The organism is Nocardia neocaledoniensis (genome assembly GCF_003182135.1).
Lineage (GTDB): Bacteria > Actinomycetota > Actinomycetes > Mycobacteriales > Mycobacteriaceae > Nocardia > Nocardia neocaledoniensis.
Genome location: NZ_QGTL01000001.1, coordinates 498,755 through 522,217 on the forward strand (window position 1 = coordinate 498,755; position 23,463 = coordinate 522,217).

General features: G+C 70.7%; 27 protein-coding genes. 14 read left to right on the plus strand and 13 right to left on the minus strand.

The window, feature by feature from the left end; translation table 11 throughout:
* The first annotated feature begins 16 nt into the window (after positions 1-16).
* Both DFR69_RS02345 and galE read left to right on the plus strand, forming a co-directional pair.
* Positions 17-706, plus strand: a complete 690-nt coding sequence (locus DFR69_RS02345; protein WP_110035711.1) for an iron-dependent transcriptional repressor DtxR — start codon at positions 17-19, stop codon at positions 704-706.
* Between the two features lie 3 nt (positions 707-709).
* Positions 710-1,690: a UDP-glucose 4-epimerase GalE gene (galE, locus tag DFR69_RS02350; protein ID WP_110035712.1), complete on the plus strand. Its 981-nt coding sequence runs from the start codon at positions 710-712 to the stop codon at positions 1,688-1,690.
* A gap of 21 nt (positions 1,691-1,711) precedes the next feature.
* Here galE and DFR69_RS02355 read toward each other — a convergent pair whose 3' ends face one another.
* Together DFR69_RS02355 and DFR69_RS02360 are read right to left on the minus strand one after the other, a co-directional pair.
* Positions 1,712-2,878 (minus strand): DUF4192 domain-containing protein, encoded by a 1,167-nt coding sequence (locus DFR69_RS02355; RefSeq protein WP_110035713.1) that lies wholly within the window; start codon positions 2,876-2,878, stop codon positions 1,712-1,714.
* Positions 2,879-3,024: 146 nt separating this feature from the next.
* The gene (locus DFR69_RS02360; RefSeq protein ID WP_110035714.1) at positions 3,025-3,738 is read right to left on the minus strand and encodes a hypothetical protein; all 714 of its coding nucleotides are present in this window, start codon (positions 3,736-3,738) and stop codon (positions 3,025-3,027) included.
* 195 nt (positions 3,739-3,933) lie between these two features.
* Between DFR69_RS02360 and DFR69_RS02365 the strand changes: the two genes are divergently transcribed.
* From DFR69_RS02365 to DFR69_RS02385, 5 genes are all read left to right on the plus strand, one after another.
* Complete coding sequence (locus DFR69_RS02365; protein WP_110035715.1) at positions 3,934-4,878, plus strand: PAC2 family protein; 945 nt, start codon at positions 3,934-3,936, stop codon at positions 4,876-4,878.
* Between the two features lie 26 nt (positions 4,879-4,904).
* On the plus strand, positions 4,905-7,403 hold the full coding sequence (locus tag DFR69_RS02370) for a DEAD/DEAH box helicase (RefSeq protein WP_110035716.1): 2,499 nt from the start codon (positions 4,905-4,907) through the stop codon (positions 7,401-7,403).
* Positions 7,404-7,483: 80 nt separating this feature from the next.
* Positions 7,484-8,599, plus strand: a complete 1,116-nt coding sequence (locus DFR69_RS02375) for a type III PLP-dependent enzyme (RefSeq protein ID WP_110035717.1) — start codon at positions 7,484-7,486, stop codon at positions 8,597-8,599.
* Positions 8,600-8,607: 8 nt separating this feature from the next.
* Entirely contained in the window at positions 8,608-9,810 is a 1,203-nt protein-coding gene (speD, locus tag DFR69_RS02380) for an adenosylmethionine decarboxylase (protein WP_110035718.1), read from the plus strand.
* 149 nt (positions 9,811-9,959) lie between these two features.
* Positions 9,960-10,520: a hypothetical protein gene (locus DFR69_RS02385; protein WP_110035719.1), complete on the plus strand. Its 561-nt coding sequence runs from the start codon at positions 9,960-9,962 to the stop codon at positions 10,518-10,520.
* Positions 10,521-10,570: 50 nt separating this feature from the next.
* On the opposite strand, the gene DFR69_RS02390 is transcribed toward DFR69_RS02385, so the two are convergent.
* The 6 genes from DFR69_RS02390 to DFR69_RS02415 all read right to left on the minus strand — a co-directional run bounded on the left by DFR69_RS02390 (position 10,571) and on the right by DFR69_RS02415 (position 14,147).
* A complete protein-coding gene (locus DFR69_RS02390; protein ID WP_110035720.1) occupies positions 10,571-10,783 on the minus strand; it encodes a tautomerase family protein in 213 nt (70 codons plus the stop codon).
* 14 nt (positions 10,784-10,797) lie between these two features.
* The gene (locus tag DFR69_RS02395; RefSeq protein WP_110035721.1) at positions 10,798-11,538 is read right to left on the minus strand and encodes an SDR family NAD(P)-dependent oxidoreductase; all 741 of its coding nucleotides are present in this window, start codon (positions 11,536-11,538) and stop codon (positions 10,798-10,800) included.
* An 87-nt stretch (positions 11,539-11,625) separates the two neighbouring features.
* Complete coding sequence (locus DFR69_RS02400) at positions 11,626-12,216, minus strand: TetR/AcrR family transcriptional regulator (protein WP_110035722.1); 591 nt, start codon at positions 12,214-12,216, stop codon at positions 11,626-11,628.
* Positions 12,217-12,263: 47 nt separating this feature from the next.
* Complete coding sequence (locus tag DFR69_RS02405) at positions 12,264-12,866, minus strand: energy-coupling factor transporter transmembrane component T family protein (protein WP_110035723.1); 603 nt, start codon at positions 12,864-12,866, stop codon at positions 12,264-12,266.
* Positions 12,863-13,543, minus strand: a complete 681-nt coding sequence (locus DFR69_RS02410) for an energy-coupling factor ABC transporter ATP-binding protein (protein WP_110035724.1) — start codon at positions 13,541-13,543, stop codon at positions 12,863-12,865. The genes DFR69_RS02405 and DFR69_RS02410 overlap by 4 nt, the downstream gene beginning before the upstream one ends.
* Positions 13,544-13,553: 10 nt before the next feature.
* Positions 13,554-14,147 (minus strand): biotin transporter BioY, encoded by a 594-nt coding sequence (locus DFR69_RS02415; protein ID WP_186817534.1) that lies wholly within the window; start codon positions 14,145-14,147, stop codon positions 13,554-13,556.
* 215 nt (positions 14,148-14,362) lie between these two features.
* Between DFR69_RS02415 and DFR69_RS02420 the strand changes: the two genes are divergently transcribed.
* Positions 14,363-15,388 (plus strand): helix-turn-helix transcriptional regulator, encoded by a 1,026-nt coding sequence (locus DFR69_RS02420; RefSeq protein ID WP_110035725.1) that lies wholly within the window; start codon positions 14,363-14,365, stop codon positions 15,386-15,388.
* Between the two features lie 10 nt (positions 15,389-15,398).
* Here the strand turns inward: DFR69_RS02420 and DFR69_RS02425 are convergent, their stop codons facing one another.
* The 3 genes from DFR69_RS02425 to DFR69_RS02435 form a co-directional block, all read right to left on the minus strand.
* On the minus strand, positions 15,399-16,013 hold the full coding sequence (locus DFR69_RS02425; RefSeq protein WP_110035726.1) for a chymotrypsin family serine protease: 615 nt from the start codon (positions 16,011-16,013) through the stop codon (positions 15,399-15,401).
* A gap of 103 nt (positions 16,014-16,116) precedes the next feature.
* Positions 16,117-16,353, minus strand: coding sequence for a hypothetical protein (locus DFR69_RS02430; protein WP_146229181.1), 237 nt, complete (start codon positions 16,351-16,353; stop codon positions 16,117-16,119).
* Between the two features lie 111 nt (positions 16,354-16,464).
* Positions 16,465-17,373, minus strand: coding sequence for a hydrogen peroxide-inducible genes activator (locus DFR69_RS02435; protein ID WP_110035728.1), 909 nt, complete (start codon positions 17,371-17,373; stop codon positions 16,465-16,467).
* Positions 17,374-17,481: 108 nt separating this feature from the next.
* Here DFR69_RS02435 and DFR69_RS02440 point away from each other — a divergent pair, with 108 nt between their 5' ends.
* The 3 genes from DFR69_RS02440 (at position 17,482) to DFR69_RS02450 (ending at position 19,484) form a co-directional block, all read left to right on the plus strand.
* The gene (locus DFR69_RS02440; RefSeq protein ID WP_110035729.1) at positions 17,482-18,069 is read left to right on the plus strand and encodes a peroxiredoxin; all 588 of its coding nucleotides are present in this window, start codon (positions 17,482-17,484) and stop codon (positions 18,067-18,069) included.
* A gap of 51 nt (positions 18,070-18,120) precedes the next feature.
* Positions 18,121-18,660 carry an alkylhydroperoxidase, AhpD family gene (gene ahpD / locus DFR69_RS02445; RefSeq protein WP_110035730.1) on the plus strand — a complete coding sequence of 180 codons (540 nt, stop codon included), beginning with the start codon at positions 18,121-18,123 and terminating at the stop codon, positions 18,658-18,660.
* Between the two features lie 122 nt (positions 18,661-18,782).
* Positions 18,783-19,484: a PhzF family phenazine biosynthesis protein gene (locus DFR69_RS02450; RefSeq protein WP_110036104.1), complete on the plus strand. Its 702-nt coding sequence runs from the start codon at positions 18,783-18,785 to the stop codon at positions 19,482-19,484.
* A 3-nt stretch (positions 19,485-19,487) separates the two neighbouring features.
* On the opposite strand, the gene DFR69_RS02455 is transcribed toward DFR69_RS02450, so the two are convergent.
* Entirely contained in the window at positions 19,488-20,468 is a 981-nt protein-coding gene (locus DFR69_RS02455) for an RNA polymerase sigma factor (RefSeq protein ID WP_110035731.1), read from the minus strand.
* A 58-nt stretch (positions 20,469-20,526) separates the two neighbouring features.
* Positions 20,527-21,111, minus strand: coding sequence for a DUF5134 domain-containing protein (locus DFR69_RS02460; protein WP_167456130.1), 585 nt, complete (start codon positions 21,109-21,111; stop codon positions 20,527-20,529).
* 116 nt (positions 21,112-21,227) lie between these two features.
* Here DFR69_RS02460 and DFR69_RS02465 point away from each other — a divergent pair, with 116 nt between their 5' ends.
* The 3 genes from DFR69_RS02465 to DFR69_RS02475 all read left to right on the plus strand — a co-directional run bounded on the left by DFR69_RS02465 (position 21,228) and on the right by DFR69_RS02475 (position 23,455).
* The gene (locus DFR69_RS02465; protein WP_244198038.1) at positions 21,228-21,719 is read left to right on the plus strand and encodes a GNAT family N-acetyltransferase; all 492 of its coding nucleotides are present in this window, start codon (positions 21,228-21,230) and stop codon (positions 21,717-21,719) included.
* A gap of 93 nt (positions 21,720-21,812) precedes the next feature.
* A complete protein-coding gene (locus tag DFR69_RS02470) occupies positions 21,813-22,205 on the plus strand; it encodes a YciI family protein (RefSeq protein ID WP_110035733.1) in 393 nt (130 codons plus the stop codon).
* A complete protein-coding gene (locus tag DFR69_RS02475; protein ID WP_110035734.1) occupies positions 22,202-23,455 on the plus strand; it encodes an RNA polymerase sigma factor in 1,254 nt (417 codons plus the stop codon). The genes DFR69_RS02470 and DFR69_RS02475 overlap by 4 nt, the downstream gene beginning before the upstream one ends.
* The last annotated feature ends 8 nt before the right edge of the window (positions 23,456-23,463 follow it).

Here is a 23,463-nt window from a genome sequence, read left to right on the forward strand (position 1 = left end):
GACGAAGGGGTAACAGGTGAAGGATCTGGTCGACACCACGGAGATGTATCTCCGTACCATCTACGACCTCGAGGAGGAGGGCGTGGTGCCGCTGCGGGCGCGCATCGCCGAGCGGCTCGAGCAGAGTGGTCCGACCGTGAGCCAGACGGTCGCCCGGATGGAACGCGACGGCTTGCTCCTCGTCGCCGGCGACCGCCACCTCGAGCTGACCGACAAGGGCCGCGCGATGGCGGTCGCGGTCATGCGCAAGCACCGGCTCGCCGAGCGCTTGCTGGTCGACATCATCGGCCTCGACTGGCAGAACGTGCACGCCGAGGCGTGTCGCTGGGAGCACGTGATGAGCGAGGAGGTGGAGCGGCGCCTGATCGAGGTGCTCAACCACCCGACCACCTCGCCCTACGGCAACCCCATCCCCGGCCTGGACGAACTCGGTCTCGGCGAGGTCCCCGCCGCCGAGGAGAAGCTCGTCCGGCTCTCCGATCTGCCCAACGGCACGCTGCACGCCGTGGTGGTGCGCAGGCTCGCCGAGCACATCCAGACCGATCCCGAGGTCATCGGACGGCTGCGCGAGGCCGGCGTGGTGCCCGACGCGCGCGTCAGCGTGGAGACCAAGCCGGGTGCGGTGCTGATCACGGTGCCCGGGCACGCCGGCGGGTTCGAACTGTCCGAGGAGATGGCGCACGCCGTCCAGGTGAGGCTGGTCTGAGTCGTGAAGCTTCTGGTCACCGGCGGCGCCGGGTACGTGGGTGGCGTGTGCGCCGCCGTCCTGCTCGAACAGGGTCACGAGGTCGTCGTCGTCGACGATCTCTCCACCGGTAACGCCGACGGCGTCCCGGCGGGCGCGCGTTTCGTCGACGGCGACATCGCCGAGGCGGCGCCTGCCCTGCTGCGGGCCGAATCCTTCGACGGCGTCCTGCATTTCGCGGCGCAGTCGCTGGTCGGCGAGTCGGTGGAGAAGCCGGAGAAGTACTGGCACGGCAACGTGGTGAAGACCCTCACCCTGCTCGAGGCGATTCGCGAGACCGGGACGCCGCGACTGGTGTTCTCCTCCACCGCGGCCGTCTACGGCGAGCCCGAGCAGGTGCCGATCACCGAGGACTCCCCCGCCCGCCCCACCAATCCCTACGGCGCGAGCAAGCTGGCCATCGACCACGCGATCACCTCCTACGCGGTCGCGCACGGCCTGGCCGCGACCAGCCTGCGCTACTTCAACGTGGCGGGCGCCTACGCCGGTCTCGGCGAGAACCGCGTGGTGGAAACGCATCTGATCCCCCTCGTGTTGCAGGTGGCGCTGGGCCACCGCAAGGCCATCTCCGTGTACGGCACCGACTGGCCGACGCCGGACGGAACGTGCGTGCGTGACTACATCCACATCCGCGATCTGGCGCAGGCGCATCTGCTGGCGCTGTCCTCTGCGCAGCCGGGCACCCACCGCATCCTGAATCTGGGTTCGGGCACGGGTTTCTCGGTGCGCGAGGTCATCTCGGCCTGCGAGCGCGTCACCGGGCTGCCGGTCGAGGCGATCGACGCGCCGCGCCGCGCGGGCGACCCGGCCGTGCTCATCGCCTCGAGTGAACGGGCGATCAGCGAACTGGGCTGGCGCCCCGAGCACAACGACCTCGACGAGATCGTCACCGACGCCTGGGAATTCCTGCGTTCCCTGGGCGACAAGGCCCACAGCGCCCGCTGACCCCGGCCCGGATCGACTCTCTCACAGGTCGATCGGGCCCAGGTCGACGCCGAGATCGGCCGCCACCTGACGGCCGCACAGCGCCAGGGTGTGCAACCGTTCCGGGCGCAGGCCGCTCTGCAACGAGGTCTCCAGCAGCACCGCCATCGCATGGTCGGCGTCGGCGTCGATGCCGGCCGCGAGGGCGATCCCGGCGAACGGGCCGTCACCGCGGACGTAGGCGCTGAAGCCGAGCAGCGCCGCGGCCTCGGCGCGATCGCTGCCCTGCGTCGCCCGGACGAGCTGGACCCACAGCTGTTCGGCGGCCTCGGCGTGATCGCCCAGCGCCAGGCCGTACATGGCGTCGCGGATCGGGCGATCGCGCAGGGTCGCGGCCAGCCGCGCCAGTTCCCGGTCGGCGCGCGGCACGCCGGATTCGGTGTCGGCGATCTGCCACAACACCCACTCCAGCGCGCGCCGCTGGAACACCGGGCCGCGTCCGGCCCGTTCGGCGGCCGCCAGCCCGCGGCGATACCGCGTCACCGCCGGGCGCAGCCAGGTGTTCACCCGCGCGCACAGCGCGGGGTCGGGCCCGACGAGCGCGGTCAGCTCACCGCGGGAACGACGGATCTGTCTGCCGTCGAGCACGTGGGACAGCGCGACCGGTGAGGCCGCCGGATCGCCCACCACACCGCCCGCCGTCCGGTCGAACAGGCTGTGGAACCGCGCGCCCGCCACGATCCCGGGCACCGTCCAGGCGCCGCGTACCGCGATCCCCGCGTCACCGAACGCCTCGAGCAGGGACGCGGCGCGCAGGGCCTGGACCGCCCTGGCCTCGACGCGCTCGTCGATGAACATCGCGAGCACCGTGTTCGCCCGCTCGCGCACGCAGATCGAACCGACGCACGCCGTGAACTGCTCGACGCGCCGCGGATCGCCGACCCCGTCCAGGTCGAACCGCACGATCGCCTCGATCGCGGCCGCGCCGGTGCGGCCCGGCTCGTGCAGCACGGCGACCACCAGGGAGCGTTCGGGAACGAACCCGAGCATCGCGGGCAGGGCGGCGATGAGCTCGCCGGGATCGTCCACCCGCAGCGGTCGCCGCGGTCGCTCGGCCGGGTAGGCGGGGGTGGATTCGGCGCAGGCGAGCGCGCGGGGGAACAGTCCGGTGCGGTGGGTGCGGCGGGGCGAGTTCGTCGAGGGCGTCATGGCTCCACGGTGCCCGGCGGCCGCTCCCGCGCCGCGGCGGCGACCTGGGCTTTTCCCCGCCCTGTTGACACCGCGTGACCTGTGGAGCGATCCCGGTCGCGGCGCGGCGGCCGCGGCGATGATGTCACCGCCGCGTGGTAGGCGCCTCAGCCGCCGCGAACCCCGCGCACCGCCGTCGCGAACAGCTCGTCGACCGCGGCCCGGTCGGGCTCGCCGGCGCCGAAGGTCATCGAGGTCACCGTGATCCGCACGTCCCCGATCTGGCCGACCGAGGTCTGCATCGTCTGGGTCAGCCCGGCGCCGCCGATGTCGGGAGTCACGGTGCGCCGCAACGAGATCGCGTCGTCGGCGCCGGCCGGGACCACGGTGTCGACGGCGGTCGTGACGGTGGCGGAGGCGCCGGCGCGGTCGACCCTGATCCGTTCGCAGCCGGCGAGCCGATCGCGCAGCCGGGCCAGCTGTTCGGTGGTTCTGGCCAGTTCGACGGTCAGTGTGGCCCGGTGCGTGTCGTCGTTGCCGACGGCGACCGAGGCCGGTTCGCCCTCGGCGTCGGTCTCGGGCGGCGTGCAGTTCGCCGGGTCGACGGTGGCGCCCGCCCCGACCCCGTCCAGATCACCCGCGGCGGCGGCCGCGGCCTGCGGGGGCAGCACGACGGCGGGGTACCTGGCCGGGAAGCGCTGCGGGGTGGGCAGCAGATCGGCCAGCGCGCCGTCGACGTGTCGCACGGCCGTCACACTCTGGGCGACCGGCGTCCCGCTGATCCGCTCCCCACAGCCGGTCAGCGCCAGGAGAGACAGCGCCACCACGCCGACGAGCGCCCGGGCCGTCGCCCCGGGCGGTGCCGATTCCGCCACGTTCACCCCACCCACTGTGCCGCACCGGAGCGGGGCGCGCGTGACCGCCACGCCGCGCGGGAATGCCGAGGCAGGCGGAGCTGTTGTGCAACAGGACGAGCCGTCCTCCGGCCGTGTGCGTGGCGTCTGCTCGCGTGGGGGACAATGGAGGCCGCTTCCCCCGCCGCGAGCGTTGGTGGACCGCGCAGGAAGGAGTACGCGATGGACGATCAGTCGCACATGTACGAGCTGGAGTTCCCGGCACCGCAGCTGTCGGCGGACGACGGCGCCGGTCCCGTGCTGGTGCACGGGCTCGAGGGCTTCACCGATGCCGGGCACGCCGTGCGCCTGGCCACCACGCACCTGCGCGAGAGCCTGGAATCCGAGCTCGTCGCCTCGTTCGACGTCGACGAGCTGCTCGACTACCGCTCGCGCCGCCCGCTGATGACGTTCAAGACCGATCACTTCTCCGACTACGCCGAGCCGGAGCTCAACCTGTGGGCCCTGCGCGACACCGCGGGCACCCCGTTCCTGCTGCTGGCCGGTCTGGAACCGGATCTGCGCTGGGAGAAGTTCACCACCGCGGTGCGGTTGCTGGCCGAGCAGTTGGGCGTGCGCCGCACGATCGGGCTCTCGGCGATCCCGATGGCGATCCCGCACACCCGTCCGCTCGGCGTCACCGCGCATTCCTCGGATCGGACGCTGATCGGCGAGCACCAGCGCTGGCCGGGCGAACTGCAGGTGCCGGGCAGCGCGTCCTCGCTGCTCGAGTTCCGGATGGCCCAGCACGGGCACGAATCGCTCGGGTTCTCCGTGCACGTGCCGCACTACCTGGCCCAGACCGACTACCCCGAGGCGGCCCAGACGCTGCTGGAGAACGTGGCCGACAACACCGGCCTCGAGCTGCCGCTCGCGGCGCTGGGTGAGGCGGCGGCGCGGGTGCGCGAGCAGGTGGCCGAGCACATCGCGGGCAACGAGGAGGTCGAGACGGTCGTCACGGCGCTGGAACGCCAGTACGACAGCTTCGTCACCGCCCAGGAGCGCCAGTCGAGCCTGCTCGCGGGCGACGGCGAGCTGCCCAGCGGCGACGAGCTCGGCGCCGAATTCGAGCGTTTCCTGGCCGAACAGGGCGGTTACGGCGACACCTCCGCCGACGGCGAGGACTGAACCACCGACCCACTAGGGTGGTCGGAGTGGATCTGACCGACCTGCTCGAGATACCAGGGACCGACGCCGACGCGCTCTACGAGTCGTTCGCGGCGTGGGCCGCCGAGCAGGGCACTCCCCTGTATCCGGCGCAGGACGAGGCGCTGATGGAGCTGGCCTCGGGGTCCAACGTCATCCTGGCCACGCCGACCGGATCGGGCAAGTCGCTCGTCGCGGTCGGCGCGCACCTGTTCGCGATGACCAACGGGCAGCGCAGCTACTACACCGCGCCGATCAAGGCGCTGGTGAGCGAGAAGTTCTTCGCGCTGTGCGAGGTGTTCGGCGCCGAGAACGTCGGGATGGTCACCGGCGACGCGGCCGTGAACGCCGACGCCCCGATCATCTGCGCCACCGCCGAGATCCTGGCGAATCTGGCGCTGCGCGAGGGCGCCGATGCCGAGGTCGGCCAGGTGGTGATGGACGAGTTCCACTTCTACGCCGATCCCGATCGCGGCTGGGCCTGGCAGGTGCCGATCATCGAACTGCCGCGCGCGCAGTTCCTGCTGATGTCGGCGACGCTGGGCGAGGTCGACTTCTTCGCCACCGATCTCGAACGCCGCACCGGCCGCCCCACCGCCGTCGTGGCGGGCAGCGAGCGCCCCGTCCCGCTGACCTTCTCCTACGTGCGCACCCCGATCACCGAGACCATCGAGGAACTGGTGACCACCCACCAGGCGCCGGTCTATGTCGTGCACTTCACCCAGGCCGCCGCGCTCGAGCGCGCGCAGGCGCTGACCAGCGTCAACTTCGCCAGCCGCGCCGAGAAGGACGCGATCGCCGCCGCGATCGGCGAGTTCCGGTTCGCCTCGGGTTTCGGCAAGACGCTCTCGCGGCTGATCCGGCACGGCATCGGCGTGCACCACGCGGGGATGCTGCCCAAGTACCGCAGGCTGGTGGAGAAGCTCGCCCAGGACGGGCTGCTGAAGGTGGTGTGCGGCACCGACACCCTCGGCGTCGGCATCAACGTGCCGATCCGGACGGTGCTGCTGACCGGGCTCACCAAGTACGACGGCGTGCGCACCCGCAGGCTCAAGGCTCGCGAATTCCATCAGATCGCGGGCCGGGCGGGCCGCGCCGGCTTCGACACCATGGGCACCGTCGTGGTGCAGGCGCCCGAGCACGAGGTGGAGAACGCGCGCCTGCTCGCCAAGGCGGGCGACGATCCGAAGAAGCAGCGAAAGGTGCAGCGCCGCAAGCCGCCCGAAGGTTTCGTGTCCTGGAGCGAGGAGACCTTCGACCGGCTCGTGGCGGCCCAGCCGGAGCCGATGGTCTCCCGTTTCTCGGTGACCAACGCGATGCTGCTCAACGTGATCGCCCGTCCGGGCAACTGCTTCCACGCGATGCGGCACCTGCTCGAGGACAACCACGAGCCGCGCGCCGCCCAGCGCAAGCACATCCTGCGCGCGATCCGGCTCTACCGCGCGTTGCGCGATGCCGGTGTGGTGCAACAGCTCTCCGAACCCGACGCCAAGGGCCGGATGGCCCGGCTGACGGTCGACCTGCAACGCGATTTCGCCCTCGATCAGCCGCTGTCGCCGTTCGCGCTGGCCGCGTTCGAACTGCTCGACCGCGAAAGCCCCACCTACACCCTCGATGTCGTCTCACTGATCGAGGCGACCCTCGAGGACCCGCGCCAGTTGCTGATGGCCCAGCAGCACAAGGCGCGCGGCGCCGCCGTCGCCGAGATGAAGGCCGACGGCATCGAGTACGAGGAGCGGATGGAGCTCCTGGAAGAGGTCACCTGGCCCAAGCCGCTGGCCGAGCTGATCGAGCCCGCGTTCGAGACCTACCGGGCCGGGCATCCGTGGGTCTCGGAGTTCGCCCCGTCACCGAAGTCGGTGGTGCGCGACATGATCGAGCGCGCCATGACCTTCGCCGAGCTCATCTCCTTCTACGAGCTGGCCCGCTCGGAGGGCGTGGTGCTGCGGTACCTGGCCGACGCCTACCGGGCGCTGCGCCGCACCGTGCCCGACGCGGCGCGCACCGAGGAGCTCGACGATCTCACCGAGTGGCTGGGCGAGCTGATCCGCCAGGTGGACTCGAGCCTGCTCGACGAGTGGGAGCAGCTGACCAACCCCGGCGCGGAGAACGACGCCGAGCAGCTCGCCTTCGGCGCGGAGTCGGTGCGCCCCATCTCGGCCAACGAGCGCGCCTTCAAGGTGATGGTGCGCAACGCGATGTTCCGGCGGGTCGAGCTCGCGGCCCGGCAGCGCTGGGACGAGCTCGACGACCTCGGCACCGGCCCCGACTGGGCCGAGGAACTGGCCCCCTACTTCGCGGAGTACACCGCGATCGGCACCGGCCCGGACGCGCGCGGCCCGCAGCTGTTCCAGGTGGAGAAGCGGCCGGGATTCTGGCACGTGCGGCAGGTGCTCGACGACCCGGCGGGCGACCACGGCTGGGCGCTGACGGCGATCGTGGATCTCGAGGAGTCCGATGCCGCGGGCGAGGTGGTGTTCGACGAGGTCACAGTCACGGCGGGGTGACTATGACGAATGTTTGACGGATTCGTTGTTGGGTAGGCGCCGCTGATACTCTCTCCCGGCCGCCGACCGAAAGTTCAACTATGCCCGAATCCCCGTACCTTGTCATCTACCCCGAGCGGGTACGTGCCAATTACCGAGCCCTCGCCGCCGCCGTGTCGGCACGACGCAGCCAGGGCACCCGGATCAGGTACGCGGTGAAGGCGGCACCGGTCGACGAGTTGCTCACCCTGCTCGACGCCGAGGGCGCGGAGTTCGACGTGGCCAGCATCGGCGAGATCGACCAGGCGCTGCGACTGGGCGTCGACCCGGCGAAGCTCTGCTACGGCAATCCGATCAAGAAGAGCGCCCACATCGCGCGCGCCTTCGCCCTCGGCGTGCGCCGCTACGCCTTCGACACCGAGGACGACCTGCTGCGCATCGCCGAACACGCCCCGGGCAGCGAGGTCGAGTGCCGGTTCCTGTCCGCGGCGCCGCAGTCGCTGACCCCGTTCGGCACCAAGTTCGGCTGCGCGCCGGACGAGGCGCTGCGGCTGCTGGTGCGGGCTCGTGATCTGGGCCTGGTCGTCGGCGGCCCGTACTTCCACGTCGGCTCCCAGCAGCTGGATCCCACCGCATGGCGGATCGGTATCCGGCAGGCGGGAGAGATCGTGACAGCTCTGGCGGACAAGGACATTCAGGTCGCCGCGGTCAATGTGGGCGGCGGTCTGCCGATCTCCTACGTCGACGCGGCCCCCGAACTCGACGCGATCGCCGCCGCCATGACCGCGGCCGCCGCGGAGTTCCTGCCCGAGTCCACCGGCCTGGTCGTCGAGCCCGGCCGCGCGCTGGTGGGCAACGCGGGCACGATTCACGCCGAGGTCGTCGGGGTGCGTGTCGCGCCGGACGGCCGGCGCTGGGTGTATCTCGACATCGGCCGCTACAACGGCATGGCCGAGACCGAGAACGAGTACATCGCCTACCGTTTCGTCACCGATCGCGACGGCGATCCGGTGGCCGAGGCGGTGGTCGCGGGTCCGACCTGCGACGGCGACGATGTACTGTATCAACGCACGAAGGTCCTTCTGCCGACCACGTTGCGAGCCGGTGATCAGATCCAGATCCTCGACACCGGCGCCTATACCGCGAGTTATTCGTCGGTGTCCTTCAATGGTTTTCCGCCCTTGACCGTTCATGTCTCGGGCGCTGAGCGAGAGTGAGTTTGCCCATGACGGCGGAATTCACCGGCTGGCATGTGCTGGCCGAGTTCGGTGGTGTCGACACAGACCTGTGTGACGATCTCGAACGACTCGAATCGGCGTTGCGTGAGTCTCTGATCGCGGCGGGCGTCACCATCTGCGATGTCGTTCACAAGAAGTTCGAACCGCAGGGGGTGACCGTCCTCGCCCTGTTGTCGGAGTCCCACGCCTCGATTCACACCTATCCGGAGTCCGGCGACATCTTCGTCGACGTCTTCACCTGCGGCAGCATCGGCGCGGGTGCGACGAAGGCGGTCGAACTCCTGCGAGACAAGTTGTCTCCCAAGGATGTTCGGATGCAGGTCGTACAGCGCGGCCACGGCGCCGAGAAGATCTACGAACCGGTGGGCGACGGCCTGACCCGGATCTGGGATCTGCACGAGGTGATCGTCGACACCCACACCCCCTTCCAGCACATGGTGATCGCGCGGACCGATCAGGGCATCTCCCTGTTCTCCGACGACGATCGCCAGTCCACCGAGTTCTCTCAGCTCACCTACCACGAGGCCATGATGGTCCCGGCGTTCGTGCTGGCCGAGAAGCTGGACCGGGTACTGATCATCGGCTCCGGCGAGGGTGTGGCCTCGCAGATGTCGGTGGCGGCGGGGGCGACGCTGGTGGACCACGTCGACATCGACCAGCGCGAGGTCGAGCTGTGCGCGCAGCACCTGCCCTACGGCTACACCAGCGAGGAGCTGGCCGCGGCCGTGGCGGGCGAGGGCCCGATCCATGTGCACTACGCCGACGGCTGGGACTTCCTGGCCAAGGCACAGGAGGCGGGCACCCGCTACGACGTGATCGTCATCGATCTGCCCGACGAGCGCGTCGAGGACGCCCAGCACAACCGGCTCTACGAGGCGGAGTTCCTGTCGCGATGTAAGGCACTGCTCGCGCCCGGCGGCGTGCTGACCGCCCAGGCCGGCTGCGCGACGATGTGGCGCAACGAGACGCTCAAGCGTTCGTGGGGCCGGTTCAAGGAACAGTTCGCGACCGTGGTGCCCTACGGCAGCGACGAGCACGAGTGGACCTTCCTGTTCGGCCTGAACGAGAAGATCGAGAACCCGGTGCGCGGCATGGCCGACCGCTTGGCGCTGCTCCCCTACCGGGCCGAGACCATCGACGCCCGCGCACTCGAGCGCGGCGCGATCGAGCCGTACTCCCTGCGCGGCTGAGCTCGCTCGCGACAGACGACGAAGGCGGTGACCCGGATCCCGGGTCGCCGCCTTCGTCGTCTCGACGGACCGGGCCGCCGATTCCGATGCGGCGGGAGGTCGAAGGTTGGTATGCAAGATGCACAGCTTCGACAGAATCGAGTCCGCCCATGACGCCGACACCGTTGTCCGCCGACGGCCTGATGCCGGTCCGCTCGCCGTCGGGCCATCGCCCCCGCCTCGACGCCCTCTCACGGGCCGGACTCACCGAGTTCCGCGCCCTGTTCGACAAGGCGCCCGAGGTGACCGCAAAGGACTTCGCGCGGCTCGACGGTGATGTGACGATGCGGTCGTTCCCCGGGTCCGCCGAGCGGGTACTCGGGCCGGTGATGGCGCGGCCGTCGTATTTCTGGGTGGCGAAATCGTTTCGTCACGTGGACGGCGGAGTGGCCTTCGGCCACAACGTCTTCCGTCTGCTCGGAGGAATGCGGGCACTGAATTTCGTGGCGACGGTGGGTGCTTCCGTGCTCGACGGGCGCGCGGCGGTGCTGTTCGACTACGACGATCCGCGCGTCGGCTCGCGCCGGCCCGCCCGGCGGATCTACGACGAACTGCGCGAGGTCGAGCCCGATCTGTGGCTTGGCCCGAGCTACTTCCGCACCCGCGCGCAGCGGATCCCGATGGGCTGGTTCGCCCTCGACGCCTCGGTGCCATTCGACGAACCGGCCTGAAACGACGGTGTGCCGGGCGCGGCAGACCCGCGCCCGGCGCACCGTGGCACTCAGTCGCGCGCGGCGCGCTGTGCCCGGTACTCGGCGACGTTCACCCCGCCGACGCCCCAATCCGTCAGCGGCACTTCGTCGATCACCACGTAGGTGCTGTCGGGGGCCTTGCCGAGCACCTCGAACAGCAGATCGGTGACGCCCTTGATCAGCTGCCCCTTCTGCTCCGGGGTGACCCCTTCGTCGGTGACCTTGATATTCACGTACGGCATGGTGGTTGTCCTTTCTACGCCGCTCTACCTGAGATGAACCCGCCGTCGACGGGGAGGATGTGGCCGGTGACGAACTCGGCGTCGGTCAGATACAGCACGGCCGCGGTGGTGTCGGCGACCTCGCCGATCCGGCCGAGCAGCGCGGCGCCCGCGGCGGCGCGCTCGTCGCCGTCGCCGAACAGCGGGGTACGGATGATCCCGGGGGCGACCGCGTTCACCCGGATCCGCGCGGGCGCCAGTTCGGCGGCCAGGCTGGTGGTCAGCGCGTGCACGCCGCCCTTGCTGATCAGCGCGGCCGAGGCGGGCAGCCCGGTCATCGCGTGATCGATGAGGACGGTGCCGATGTTGACGACGCTGCCGCCCTCGCCCTGGGCCAGCAGGTGGCGCACCACCGCCTGGGTGGTGAAGTAGGTGCCCTTGAGATTGCCGCCCAGGTAGCGGTCGAGCTCGGCCTCGGTGACGTCGACGAACGGGGTCGCCCCGAAGACACCGGCGCTGTTGATCAGCGCGTCGACCCGGCCGAACCGGTCGAGCGCGGTTGCCACGTACGCCGAACCCGTTGCGGGCGAACCGATGTCGCCGACCACCGTGGCCACCCGGTCCGGGGCCGCGAGGTCGGCGGCGACCTCGGCGAGCTTGGCCGCGTCGCGGCCGCCGAGCACGACCGCGTCACCGCGGTCGACGAAGGCGCGGGCGACGTCACGACCGATCCCACTGGATGCCCCGGTCACGATGACCGTCTTCGGAGTGGACATTCGCCTGATCCTTTCGAAATGAATACGACCGGTCGTCTTTGAATGGGCGACCGACAGTGGGGAGGTACCGAACGCGGGAGCGGTCGGTCAGGGACGGAAGTAGTCGTCGAGCAGCCGCCGCAGACACTTCTCCAGCGGCTCGACGGTGCGGTCGATCTTCATCCGGATGACCGCGCCCTCCCAGGATTCGAGCAGCAGGTCGGCCAGCTCGACCGGGTCGATGTCGGCCCGGACGGTGCCCTCGGCCTGGGCGGTCCGCAGCGCCTCGGCGACGCCATCGCGCCAGCGGGCCCACGCGCTCGACAGCGCGGTCCGCAGCAGATCACTGCCTTCCAGCTCGCCGCCGAGATTGCCGATCAGGCAGCCGCCGGTGTAATCGGCGGCGACGAAATCCTCGGTCAGCGCGGCGAAGAAGCGGCGCAGGCCGGTGAGCGCGTCCGGCGCCCCGGCGAACGCCTCGGCGAGCGAGCGCTGCACGCACAGCGAGTGGTGCTCGATCACCGCGCGCGCGAAGCCCTCCTTGCTGTCGAAGTAGTTGTAGAACGAGCCCTTGGGCACCCCGACCTTGTCGAGCACCTGCTTGATGCCGGTGCCGTGATAGCCGTTGGCCAGCAGCCCGATCGCGCCCTCCTCGATGAGGAGCGCTCGCGTGTCGTCGCTACGCCGTGGTCGTGCCATGCGAGGAACTATACGACCGGTCGTCTAGGAATGGCAAGAGTGCAGGGTCAGTCGTCGTCGACACCGCGCGCGGCCAGCGCCTCGCCCATCGCGTCGGCGGTCCGCAAGGCACGCACCAACACCGGCGTGACCAGGGCCGTCGCCGACCACGACACCCCACGGGCCCGGCGTGCCTCGGCCACGTCGTGCACGATCTGGGCGAGCAGGGGCACGCACCGGATCGCCAGCGCGAGCAGCAGACCGACCCGTTCCGGGTTCACCCCGACGTGACGCAGCGGGGCCAGCGCGCGCAGCAGGGCGTCGAGGAGATCGGTGACCCGGGTCGTCACCGTGACCAGCGCGGCCAGCGCGACCGAGACGAGCAGCACGCCGCACACGACCACGGCCCGCACCGGCGTGGTGGTCAGCAGCTGGAAGACGCCGATGATCGCCGTCATCCACAGCACCGGGCGCACCTGGGCCACGGCCACCCGCCAGGGAATGCGCGCCAGCGCGAACAGTCCCGCGACGACCAGTACGACGCAGGCCATGCCGAGCAGCCCGCGCACCCACACCGTCATCGCGACGATCGTGGCGACCAGCAGCGCCAGCTTCACCCCGGCGGGCGCGCGGTGCAGCAGCGAGTCGCCGGGGTGATAGAGGCCGATCATTCGACCAGGGCCCGGTAGGCGCCAACCGCGTCGGCCGGGGCGCCGTCGAAGGCGACGGAACCGTTGTCCAGCACCACGACCCGATCGAAGCCGTCGAGCAGCGCCAGCTGATGGGTCACCACGACGACCTGCTGGTCCAGCGAGTTCAGCGCCTCCGACACGCGCCGGGCATTGCGCAGATCGAGCAACGTGGTCGGCTCGTCGGCCACGATCACCTCGGGCTCGCGGATCAGCGCGGAGCCGATCGCGAGCAGCTGCTTCTGCCCGCCCGAGAGCAGGTGCGCCGGATGGTCGGCGTGCGCGGTGAGCCCGAACCGTTCCAGCATCCGCGCCACCCGCTCCGCGACCGCGGCCCGGCCCAGCCCGCTGCGGCGCAGCGAGAACGCGAGGTCCTCGGCGACGGTCGGCATCACGATCTGGGTGTCGGGATCGGTGAAGACGAAGCCCACCTTGCGGCGCACCTGCGCGCCCTTGCGCGCGGCGTCGACGCCGTCGACGGTCACGGTGCCCTCGGTGGGCTTCAGCAGGCCGTTGAGCATGCGCGCCAGCGTCGACTTCCCCGAGCCGTTGGCGCCGATCAGACCGACGCGGCGTTCGGTGATCCGCAGGTCGATCTCGCGCAACACGACCCGCTCACCGAAGCGATGACCGACGCCCGTCAGCACGATCTCGCTCATCGGGCCGGCCTCACCGTGCGATCAGCCCGGGATAGGCGCGGTGCACGCCCTTGGCCACGACCGTCGCGAGGACGACCTTCGCCAGATCGCCGGGCACGAACGCGAAGTTCGACGAGATCGCCGCCCACACACCCAGATCGGTGCGCACCAGCAGACCCGCGGTGCCGAACAGGTAGATGACCACGATCCCGCCGAGCGCGTTGATCAGCAGGCCGGGCACGAGCGGGTACTTCGGCAGGATCAGCGTGGTCAGCCATCCGATGACCAGCGTCGCGGGAATCCAGCCGATCAGATAGCCGGCGGTCGGCGAGGCCAGCGCGGTCAGCCCCGTGCGGCCGCCCGAGAGCAGGGGCAGGCCGATCATCGTCAGCGCGATGAAGACCGCGACGGCGGCGGCGCCCTTGCGCGGGCCGAGGATCGCGCCGGTGAGGATCACGCCGAGGGTCTGCAGGGTGATGGGCACACCGCTGAACCCGACGGTGATGGCGCCCGGCAGCCCCAGCGCGGCGATCAGCGCCGCGAATACCGCGACCTGCGCCAACTCACGCGCGGCGAATCCGGCCGCGGGCTTCGGGGACTTCTCGACTTCGGGCACGACGAACATCCTCTACACACTGACTTGAACGACGTTCAAAGTTAGCAGGTGAGGCGCTCGCGGGCGCACCCGGAGCGGCCCTCGGCCATTCCGCCGTACCGGAAGATCGATTAGGATTCTGAGTTGGGTTCCGCACGTCCAGCCGTCGCCGCACAAGGGCGACGCGCCGACTACCCGTGGCCGGAAGGGCCATCATGTCGATTGCGCTACAACGTTTTTCGAACTTGATCGCCGCGATCTACGGCGCGGGAGGCGACCCGGATCGCTGGGACGCGGTGATCCGGGAGATCACCGACACCTTCGGCGCGGCGCGCGGCATCCTCGTCCTCGCCGACCCCGAGACCCGCCGGTGGGCGGTCCGGACCGCGGGCAACGGCGCGGCCGACCTTCCCGCGCCGCTGGACCTGGTCGCCGATCACCTGCACCGGCTCCCCGCCGGCACGGCCACCACCAGCGACCTTCTGCTCGGTCCCGAGGCGAACGGGCTGGCGAACAGTTTCCTGGCCCGGCTCAGCGACGAGCAGCCGTCCTCGTGGATCTGTCTCACCATGCCCGATCACGCCGCCATCGCCGGTCATCCCGCGGAGCTCACGCTGTTGCGCGCGCTCGTGCCGCACCTGCGCGGGGCGCTGCGCACCCAGTCGAGGCTGGTCGAGCTGTCGCGCGAGCGCGCCTTCGCGCTCGCGACCCTGGAGAAAGCGCACTACGGGGTCCTGATCGTCACCGCCGACGCGGCCCTGGTCTTCGCCAATTCCATGGCCGAACGGCTCATCCACAGCGGCAACGGACTGACCGTCGACGCGGCCGGACGCCTGCACGCGACCCCGGCCGCGGTGCACAAGCGATTGCGCCGATTGATCGAACAGGCTGCTGCGGAGGAGGACGGCGGCAATGTGGCGCTCGCCCGTCCGTCCGGCCGGCGGCCGCTGGCCGTGCGGGTCTCGCCACTGGACGGGCTGTCCGGCGACAGTCCGTGGCATCGCGCGGCGTTGCTGCTGATCGTCGACCCCGAACTCGATCCGGAGCCGCAGCCGGAAGCCTTGCACGACCTGTACGGCCTCACCGAGGCGGAGACGCTGGTCGCCCTCGGCGTGCTGCGTGGCGACGGATTACCGGCCGTCGCCGATCAGCTCTCGGTCTCGGTATTCACGGCCCGCACGCATCTGCAACATATCTTCGCGAAAACGAAAACGCATCGGCAGGCCGAATTGGTTCGTTTGTTGTTGACCACCGCTGTTTCCGCGCCCTGAAATCGGCGGATCAAATGGGATGGAAACCTACTCCCGGCCCACCGCGCGCATTGACGTCATCCATTATTCGAGTGAAATTTGCGCCCACATGGGGGCCGAGGCACGGCACCGCGAGGTAGCCGTTGACGATCGCCACCAGCGTCGAGCCGACGACCACCGGACCGCCGGAGTCACCGACCGCCACGCAGATCTGGGTCAGCGTCCAGGTGGCGCCGCCGAAGACGTCGCCGTAGACCAGACCGCACGTCTGTCCCGTCGTCCGCCCCTCCTTGCAGGCGACGACCGGGAACTGCGCGGGCAGCCCGATCCCGGTGATCGAGGTCGAGCCGACCCGGTTCACCGGATTCACCAGGCCCGCGTCGAACCCGATGACGGCGTAGTCGAGATCGCTGTTGACGAAGGCGACCGTGCCGACGTTCCCGGCCTCCTGATCAGCCTCCGCCGCGACTCCCGTGCCGGCCTCCGCGCAGTGTGCCGCGGTGAAGCCGACGAGCTGACCTGCGCCGTCGTAGCCGATCGTGGTGAGTGTGCATGTCGCGCCACCGTCGAAGACGATGCCCGAACCACCACCGAGCGTCACCGGCGCGGCCGCGTGCGCGGTCCCGGCGCTCGCCCATACCAGCATCAGCGCGGCTGCGAGGAGCCACCCGCGAGCCCATGCCCTCGGGGCACTCTCGCACGAGGGTGCGGGAGTGCCTCGATTACTCCTTGACTTGATCATCGGCGTGTCAGACCACGCACACCGGGTAGAGGATGGGCAGTGTCACCAGCAGCGGGACACAGGTCAGCAGCGCGCCGGGGATGGTGATGAACGGCGACAACACGGCGGGCTCGACCTGCACGGGCACCGGTGCGACGGGGACGGGGGCAGGGTCCGCCGCGGGTGCTGCGCCGGCTACGCCGGCACCGAGAGCGATCAACGGCGCACAAGCGAGCACCGCGATGGTTGAACGGAACTTGTACATGGCCATTCCTTACAGATGAACTTTTTCGACGTGCCGGCCCCATGGCGGGACCGTCACCGTATTCACCAAAGCACTCGGGGCCAGGAATGGCGTCGTGCGAACAGATGATATCTAGAACGGCCGCTTCGAACGAATGACCGCGGCCAGATATTCGTAATCCTCGGCGCGCGCGGAGGAAGCGCGATAGGCCAGCCCGATCGTGCGGCCCGGCGCCGGATCGGCGAAGCGCGCGGTGTCGAGGGTGCCGCGCGCGGTCTCGGCGGCCACGGCCATCTCCGGCACCAGCGTGACGCCGAGTCCACCCGCGACACACTGGACCACCGTCGTGAGCGAGGCGGCCCTGGTGTCGCCGACGGCGCCCGGATGCACCTCGGCGGTACGGCACACCTCCAACGTCTGATCACGCAGGCAGTGGCCTTCGTCGAGCAGCAGCAGCGGCAGGTCGGCCAGGGCGGGGACGGACAGGTCGGTGCGCCCGGCCAATTCGTGTCCGCGCGGGGTGACGAGTACGAATTCCTCGGAGTAGAGCGGGATCTCGACCAGGCCGGGCGCGTCGGTGGGCAGCGCGAGCAGCGCGACGTCGAGGACGCCGGTGCGCAGCGCGTCGAGCAGCCGGGCGGTCTGGTCCTCGACGACCTGGGGCACCAGGCTCGGTAGCTTGCGGCGTAACTCGGGCAGCAGCTCGGGTAACACGTACGGCGCGACGGTGGGGATGATGCCGAGGCGCAGCACGCCGCCCAGCCCGTCGCCCGTGGCCGAGGCGACGAATCGGTCGGCTGCCTCGAGGGTCGCCATCGCCTGCGGCAGCAGCCGCATCCCCGCCGCGGTGACGAGCACCCGCCGCGTGCTGCGCTCGATCAGCTGCAGCCCGAGTCCGTTTTCCAGTGATGCCAGGGCCTGCGATAACGTGGGTTGGCTCACAGTCAAACGCGCTGCGGCGGTGCCGAAATGCCGGTATTCGGCGACGGCGACGAACGCACGCAGCTGCGAGAGGGTTGGCTGATAAGTCTGATCAGTCACGCCTATCAGTGTACGACGAGCGATCGGCTTTACCTTTCAGTACGCTTTCGGCAAGATCACCACGAGCTCACACGATGAGCGCCAACACCACGAATGAGGAGACGCGTAATGGCTCTGCTGACCATCGGCGACCAGTTCCCGGCATACAACCTCAAGGCCGTCATCGGAGGTGACCTGTCGAAGGTCGACGCGCAGCAGCCCGACGATTACTTCACCCAGATCACCAGCGACGACCACGCGGGCAAGTGGCGCGTCGTGTTCTTCTGGCCCAAGGACTTCACCTTCGTGTGCCCCACCGAGATCGCGGCGTTCGGCAAGCTGAACGACGAGTTCGCCGACCGCGACACCCAGGTCCTCGGCGCCTCGGTGGACAACGAGTTCGTGCACTTCCAGTGGCGGGCCCAGCACGAGGATCTCAAGACCCTGCCCTTCCCGATGCTGTCGGACCTCAAGCGTGAACTGGCCACCGCCACCGGCGTTCTCAACGCCGACGGCGTCGCCGACCGCGCCACCTTCATCGTCGACCCGAACAACGAGGTGCAGTTCGTCTCCGTGACCGCGGGCTCGGTCGGCCGCAATGTCGACGAGGTGCTGCGCGTGCTCGACGCCCTGCAGTCCGACGAGCTGTGCGCCTGCAACTGGAAGAAGGGCGACCCGACCATCAACGCCGGCGAGCTGCTCTCCGCCAGCGTCTGATCAGGTTCGCTTCTCCCCCATCACATCTCAGATCCCGGAGGTAGTCCCCACATGAGCATCGAGAACCTGAAGAACTCGCTGCCCGAGTACGCCAAGGACCTCAAGCTCAACCTGTCCTCGCTCGCGCGCACCACGGTGCTCACCGAGCAGCAGCTGTGGGGCACCTTGCTCGCGTCGGCCGCGGCCACCCGCTCGGCCACCACGCTGCGCGAGATCGCCGAGGAGGCGGCCGACACGCTCTCGGCCGAGGCGTACGACGCGGCGCTGGGCGCGGCCTCGATCATGGGCATGAACAACGTGTTCTACCGGGGCAAGGCGTTCCTGGAGGGTCGCTACGACGACCTGCGCGCCGGGCTGCGGATGAACATCATCGGCAACCCGGGGGTCGACAAGGCCGACTTCGAGCTGTGGTCGTTCGCCGTGTCCTCGATCAACGGCTGCGCGCACTGCCTCGAGGCGCACGAGAAGACGCTGCGCGACGCCGGTGTGTCGCGCGAGGTGATCTTCGAGTCGCTGCGCGCCGCGGCGATCGTCGCCGGTGTCGGCCAGGCGGTGCAGTCCACCGAGGCGCTGGCCGCGGCCGCCGTCTGATCCACCCGCTCCACTCGGCCCCGACCGGTCCCACCGGTCGGGGCCGAGATCGTTTCCCACAGTCACGACCCGCGCGAAAACGCTGCCGCCGGGGCCGAGACCCGGCCGGTACGCTCGTGATCATGAACGCACACGATGCGCCAGAAGCCCCCGATGTGCAGGTCGAGGTCGTCCGGGTGTTCACCGATGCCGCCGGCGGGCTCGGCAACGCGCTCGGCATCGCGCGCGCCGGCGACGTCGTCGCGCTCGACAAGCAGGAACTGGCCGCGCGGCTGGGATTCAGCGAGACGACCGTCGTCGAGGACCCCGTCGACGGGGTGGCCCGCGTCCGCATCTACACCCCCGCCGTGGAACTGCCCTTCGCCGGACATCCGAGCGTCGGCACCGCCTGGTGGCTCGCGGCGCAGCGCATGCCGGTGCACACGTTGCAGGTGCCCGCGGGGCCGGTCGCGGTCGACCAGACCGACGGGATCACCTGGATCACCGCCCGCGCGGAATGGGCGCCGGAGTTCGCCTTCCACCAGCTGGAGACGCCCGAGGAACTGGCGCTGTTGCGCCCGGACGACTTCAGCGAGGGCCAGCACTACTTCTGGACCTGGACCGACGAGACCCGCGGTGCCCTGCGCTCGCGGATGTTCGCCCCCGCCATGGGCATCGCCGAGGACGAGGCGACCGGCGCCGCGGCGGTCGCGCTCACCGGACAGCTGCGCCGCGGACTGGTGGTGACCCAGGGCCAGGGTTCGCAGCTCTACACCGAGTGGGATTCCGACGGCTGGGTTCGGCTCGGCGGCAGGGTCGCCGAGGACCACACCGTCGTGCTCTGACGTTCACTCCCCCGCGCCGCCGAGCCTGCGCAACCAGGGCGGCCGGTTCGGCCAGTGGCCACGCCGGGGCGGCTCGGTGCCGAGGTCGGCGAGGATCCGCGCCTCGAGTTGCCGTGGCGGTGTCCGCTGGTCGTCGACGGCCAGCCGGGCGAGGACCTCGTGCACGCCGTTGACCCTCGCCGCGAAGCGGTCGAGGCGGTGCGCGGGCGTCGCGGCGAGCTTGTTCTCGATGTGGTGATGTTCGAGTTCGGCGACCGCGTCGAGGGCGTAGGCGTCGGCGAGCGCGAGCAGCGAGCCGGGCGGGGCTGCCGGTTGCGGCACCGCGAGCTCGGCGGCGCGTTGTTCGGCAAGGCGCTCGATACCGTCGGCCAGCAGCCGGGTGACCACCGGAACGCGCAGCCCTAGTTCCCGGCCGATCGCCCGGTAGGTGCGGCCACCGTAATAGGCGAGCACGAACACCTCGCAGTGACTGTCGAGCGGATCGGCGAAACCGAGCCGGGCCGCGGCCGCGAGCCAGGGCAGGTCGTCGGTGTCGTTCCGGTCCAGTCGCAGCCGCCGCACCGCGAGCCGGTGGACCTGCGCGAGCAGCCAGCAGTGCTCGCTGTCGACCGCGTCCTCGGCCACCGGCGGGTCGAGGTCGTCCGGCCCCCGATGCGCGGTCGTGCCGAGACCGGCCACGAATGCCGAACGGCCCCAGGGCGTTCCGAGATCAGGGGCGGGTGCGGGCGCGGCGGACGACGACGCGGGCGCGGCGTTCTTCCCGTCGACGTGGCGCGGCGCCGCGCGCAGACACCGATAGGCCTCGCGGACAACGTCTTCGGCGGAGCCGCGGCGGTGCAGCACGCGCAGCGCGAGCCCGAAGGCCGCGGCGCCGGTGGCGCGGTAGAGCTCGCGCACCGCGTCGCGATCCTCGGCGCCGCAGGACGACTCGACGGCGGGCTGCGCGGCGCGCGACACCGGGCCGGGTCGGCGGTGCCGGTTCATCGTCGAATTCCTGTCCGCACAACGGCAATTCGCAGCCCGGGCGGTTGTGGATCGGTATTCACCGCCCGATCGCGGCGATCAGCATGAACGCGGTACCGATATCCATGACCACGTGCGGCACCAGCGCCGAGGTCAGCGGGTGGGCGCCGGCGGGGTGCGCGAACCGGTGCCAGCGCCCGCCGTGACGCGCGGTGCCCAGGGCGAGCACCGCGTCCAGCGTGAACAGAACGGCCAGTGTGACGGCGGGCCAGCTCGGCCCCTCGGCCGTGTGCCCGGTGTCGTGCCCGGCCATCGCGTAGAGCATGGCCGCCGCGGCCAGGGTGTGATAGCCCAGGGCCGCGACGCCGTCGCCGGTGGCGGTTCCCGCCCGCAGGCCGAGGACGCGTTCGGCCAGCAGCATCGCGAACGCGACGGTGAGCGCGGTGAGCAGGCCGCGCACGGCGTGCGGGTGGGTGGCGGCGGGGAAGACCAGCATCGCCAGCATCACCAGGCACATGAGCAGATGCGCGCTGTCGGCCGCGGCGTCGGCCCGGTGGTCGGTGCGCCCGCGAGCGAGCCGGACCGCGACGATGCCCAGCGCGAGCAGGAACGCCGCGACGACCGGCCAGCGCACGACTGCGTACTGCTGCACGAATTCGGCCACACCCCACCACCTTCGACTCGCCCACCCGAGCCCCTCCATGCTCGCACCGAGGGCGCGTCCGCGGGTGGCGTTTCCCCCAGCGCGCGGTCGCGGCCGTCGTGTCGGATCATGGAGCGATGCCCGACACCCCCACCCGTGCCGCGGTGCGCGTCACCGTCGACGATCTCGCCGGTGCCGCGATCCGCGACCTGCTGGCCGGTCATCACACCGAGATGGCCGCCAACTCCCCCGCCTGCAGCATGCACGCCCTCGACCTGACCGCCCTGCGCCATCCGGCGATCACCGTCTGGAGCGCCTGGGTGGGCGAGGACCTCGCCGGGTGCGGGGCGCTGAAAGCGCTCGACGCCGGGCACGGCGAGGTGAAGTCCATGCGTACCGCCGAGGGATTCACCGGGCGCGGGGTCGCGGCCGCCGTCCTGGCCGAGATCGTCGGCGAGGCGCGCGCCCGTGGCTACACCCGGCTGAGCCTCGAGACCGGCGCCGAGGACTTCTTCGCGCCGGCGCGGCGGCTGTATCTGCGGCACGGCTTCGTCGAGTGTGGTCCGTTCGCGGACTACGTGCTCGATCCGTACAGCCGGTTCTTCACCCGCGAACTCGATCCGGCCTGAGCCCGCCGGCGATGTCGACATCGCCGCCTCGGCTCCGACGTTCTGGGTGAGGATGGGTCGACCGGACGCATCCGCGAAAGCGAAGGAGCCGTGATGAAGTACGTGATCCTGATCCACTCCAACCCCCGCCCGTGGGGGCATCCCACCTCCGACTACCTGCCCGAGTACGAGACGATGTCCCAGGCGGAGCGGGACCGCGTCGGCGCCGACTTCGAGCAGTTGCTCGGCGAGTTGCAGGAGCGGGGCGAACTGCTCGGTGGGGAGGCGCTGGCCGCGCCCGAGTCGGCGCGGCTCTACCGCTGGGCCGACGGCAAACCGCTGGTCAGCGACGGGCCCTATTCGGAGGCCAAGGAGCATCTGGCCGGGTTCTTCCTGATCGACGTGGAGAGCTCGGCGCGGGCCGAACAGATCGTGGCGCGGTTCGCCGGCCCCGGCGAGACGGTGGAACTGCGGCCGATGATGTGGCCGGGCGGCGAGGAGCAGTGACGGCGCGGGTGGTCGCGGACGTGTGGCGGCACGAGGCGCCGTACGTCCTGGCCGCCCTGCTGCGCAGGCACGGCGATCTCGGCGACTGCGAGGACGCCGCGCAGGAGGCAGCGGCGGCCGCGCTCGCGCAGTGGGACCGCGACGGAACCCCGGCCGACCCACGGGGCTGGCTGATCACCGTCGCCTCGCGACGGCTGATCGACCGCGTGCGGGCCGACCGGGCGCGGTCGGGTCGCGAGGAGGCGGTGGCGACGGCGAACCCCGCCGACGCGTACCTGGCCCCGGCCGCCGACGCGGAGCGCGCGGAGGCCGACGACACGCTGCGACTGCTTCTGCTGTGCTGTCATCCGAGCCTGAGCCGTCCGTCGCAGGTGGCGCTGACCCTGCACGCCGTCGGCGGGCTGTCGACCGCCCGGATCGCGGCGGCCTACCTCGTCCCGGAACGGACGATGACCCAGCGGCTGACCAGGGCGCGGGCGACACTGCGCGCCGCGGGCGCCCGGTTCACCCTGCCGGCACGCGCCGAGCTGCCGGAGCGGATCGCGGCCGTGCTCGACGTGTGCCACCTGCTGTTCGTCGCGGGCCACACCCGCTCGGCCGGTGACGCGCTGGTGGACCGGGAGCTCTCGGCCGAAGCGATCCGGCTGACCCGGAGTCTGCACGCCGCGATCCCCGAACACGACGAGGCGGCAGGGGCGCTGGCGCTGATGCTGCTCACCCACGCCAGGTCGGCGACGCGGCTGCGCGCGGGCGAGCTGGTTCCGCTGGCCGAGCAGGATCGCGAGCAGTGGGACCGGGCGGCAATCGCCGAGGGCGTGGCGATCCTGGAGCGGGTGCTACCGCGCGGACCCGTCGGCCGATACCAGCTGCAGGCCGCGATCGCGGCGGTCCACGCCGAGGCGGCGACCTGGGCGGAGACGGACTGGGCGCAGATCGCCGTGCTGTACGCGATGCTGGACCGCGTGGCGCCGAGTCCGATCGTCACCCTCAATCGCGCGGTCGCGGTCGGTATGGCGGAGGGTCCCGACCGCGGTCTGGCGCTGGTGACGCCCCTGCTCGACGATCCCGCGATGGCCCGGCACCACCGCACCCATGCCGTGCGCGCGCATCTGCTGGAGATGACCGGAGACGCCCAGCGGGCGCTCGAGAGTTACCGGCGCGCCGCCCAACTCACCGCGAGTGTGCCCGAACAGCGCTATCTCAACGCGCGTGCGGCCCGTCTGCACCGGGGCCCGACGCACGGCGACTGACCCCGGAT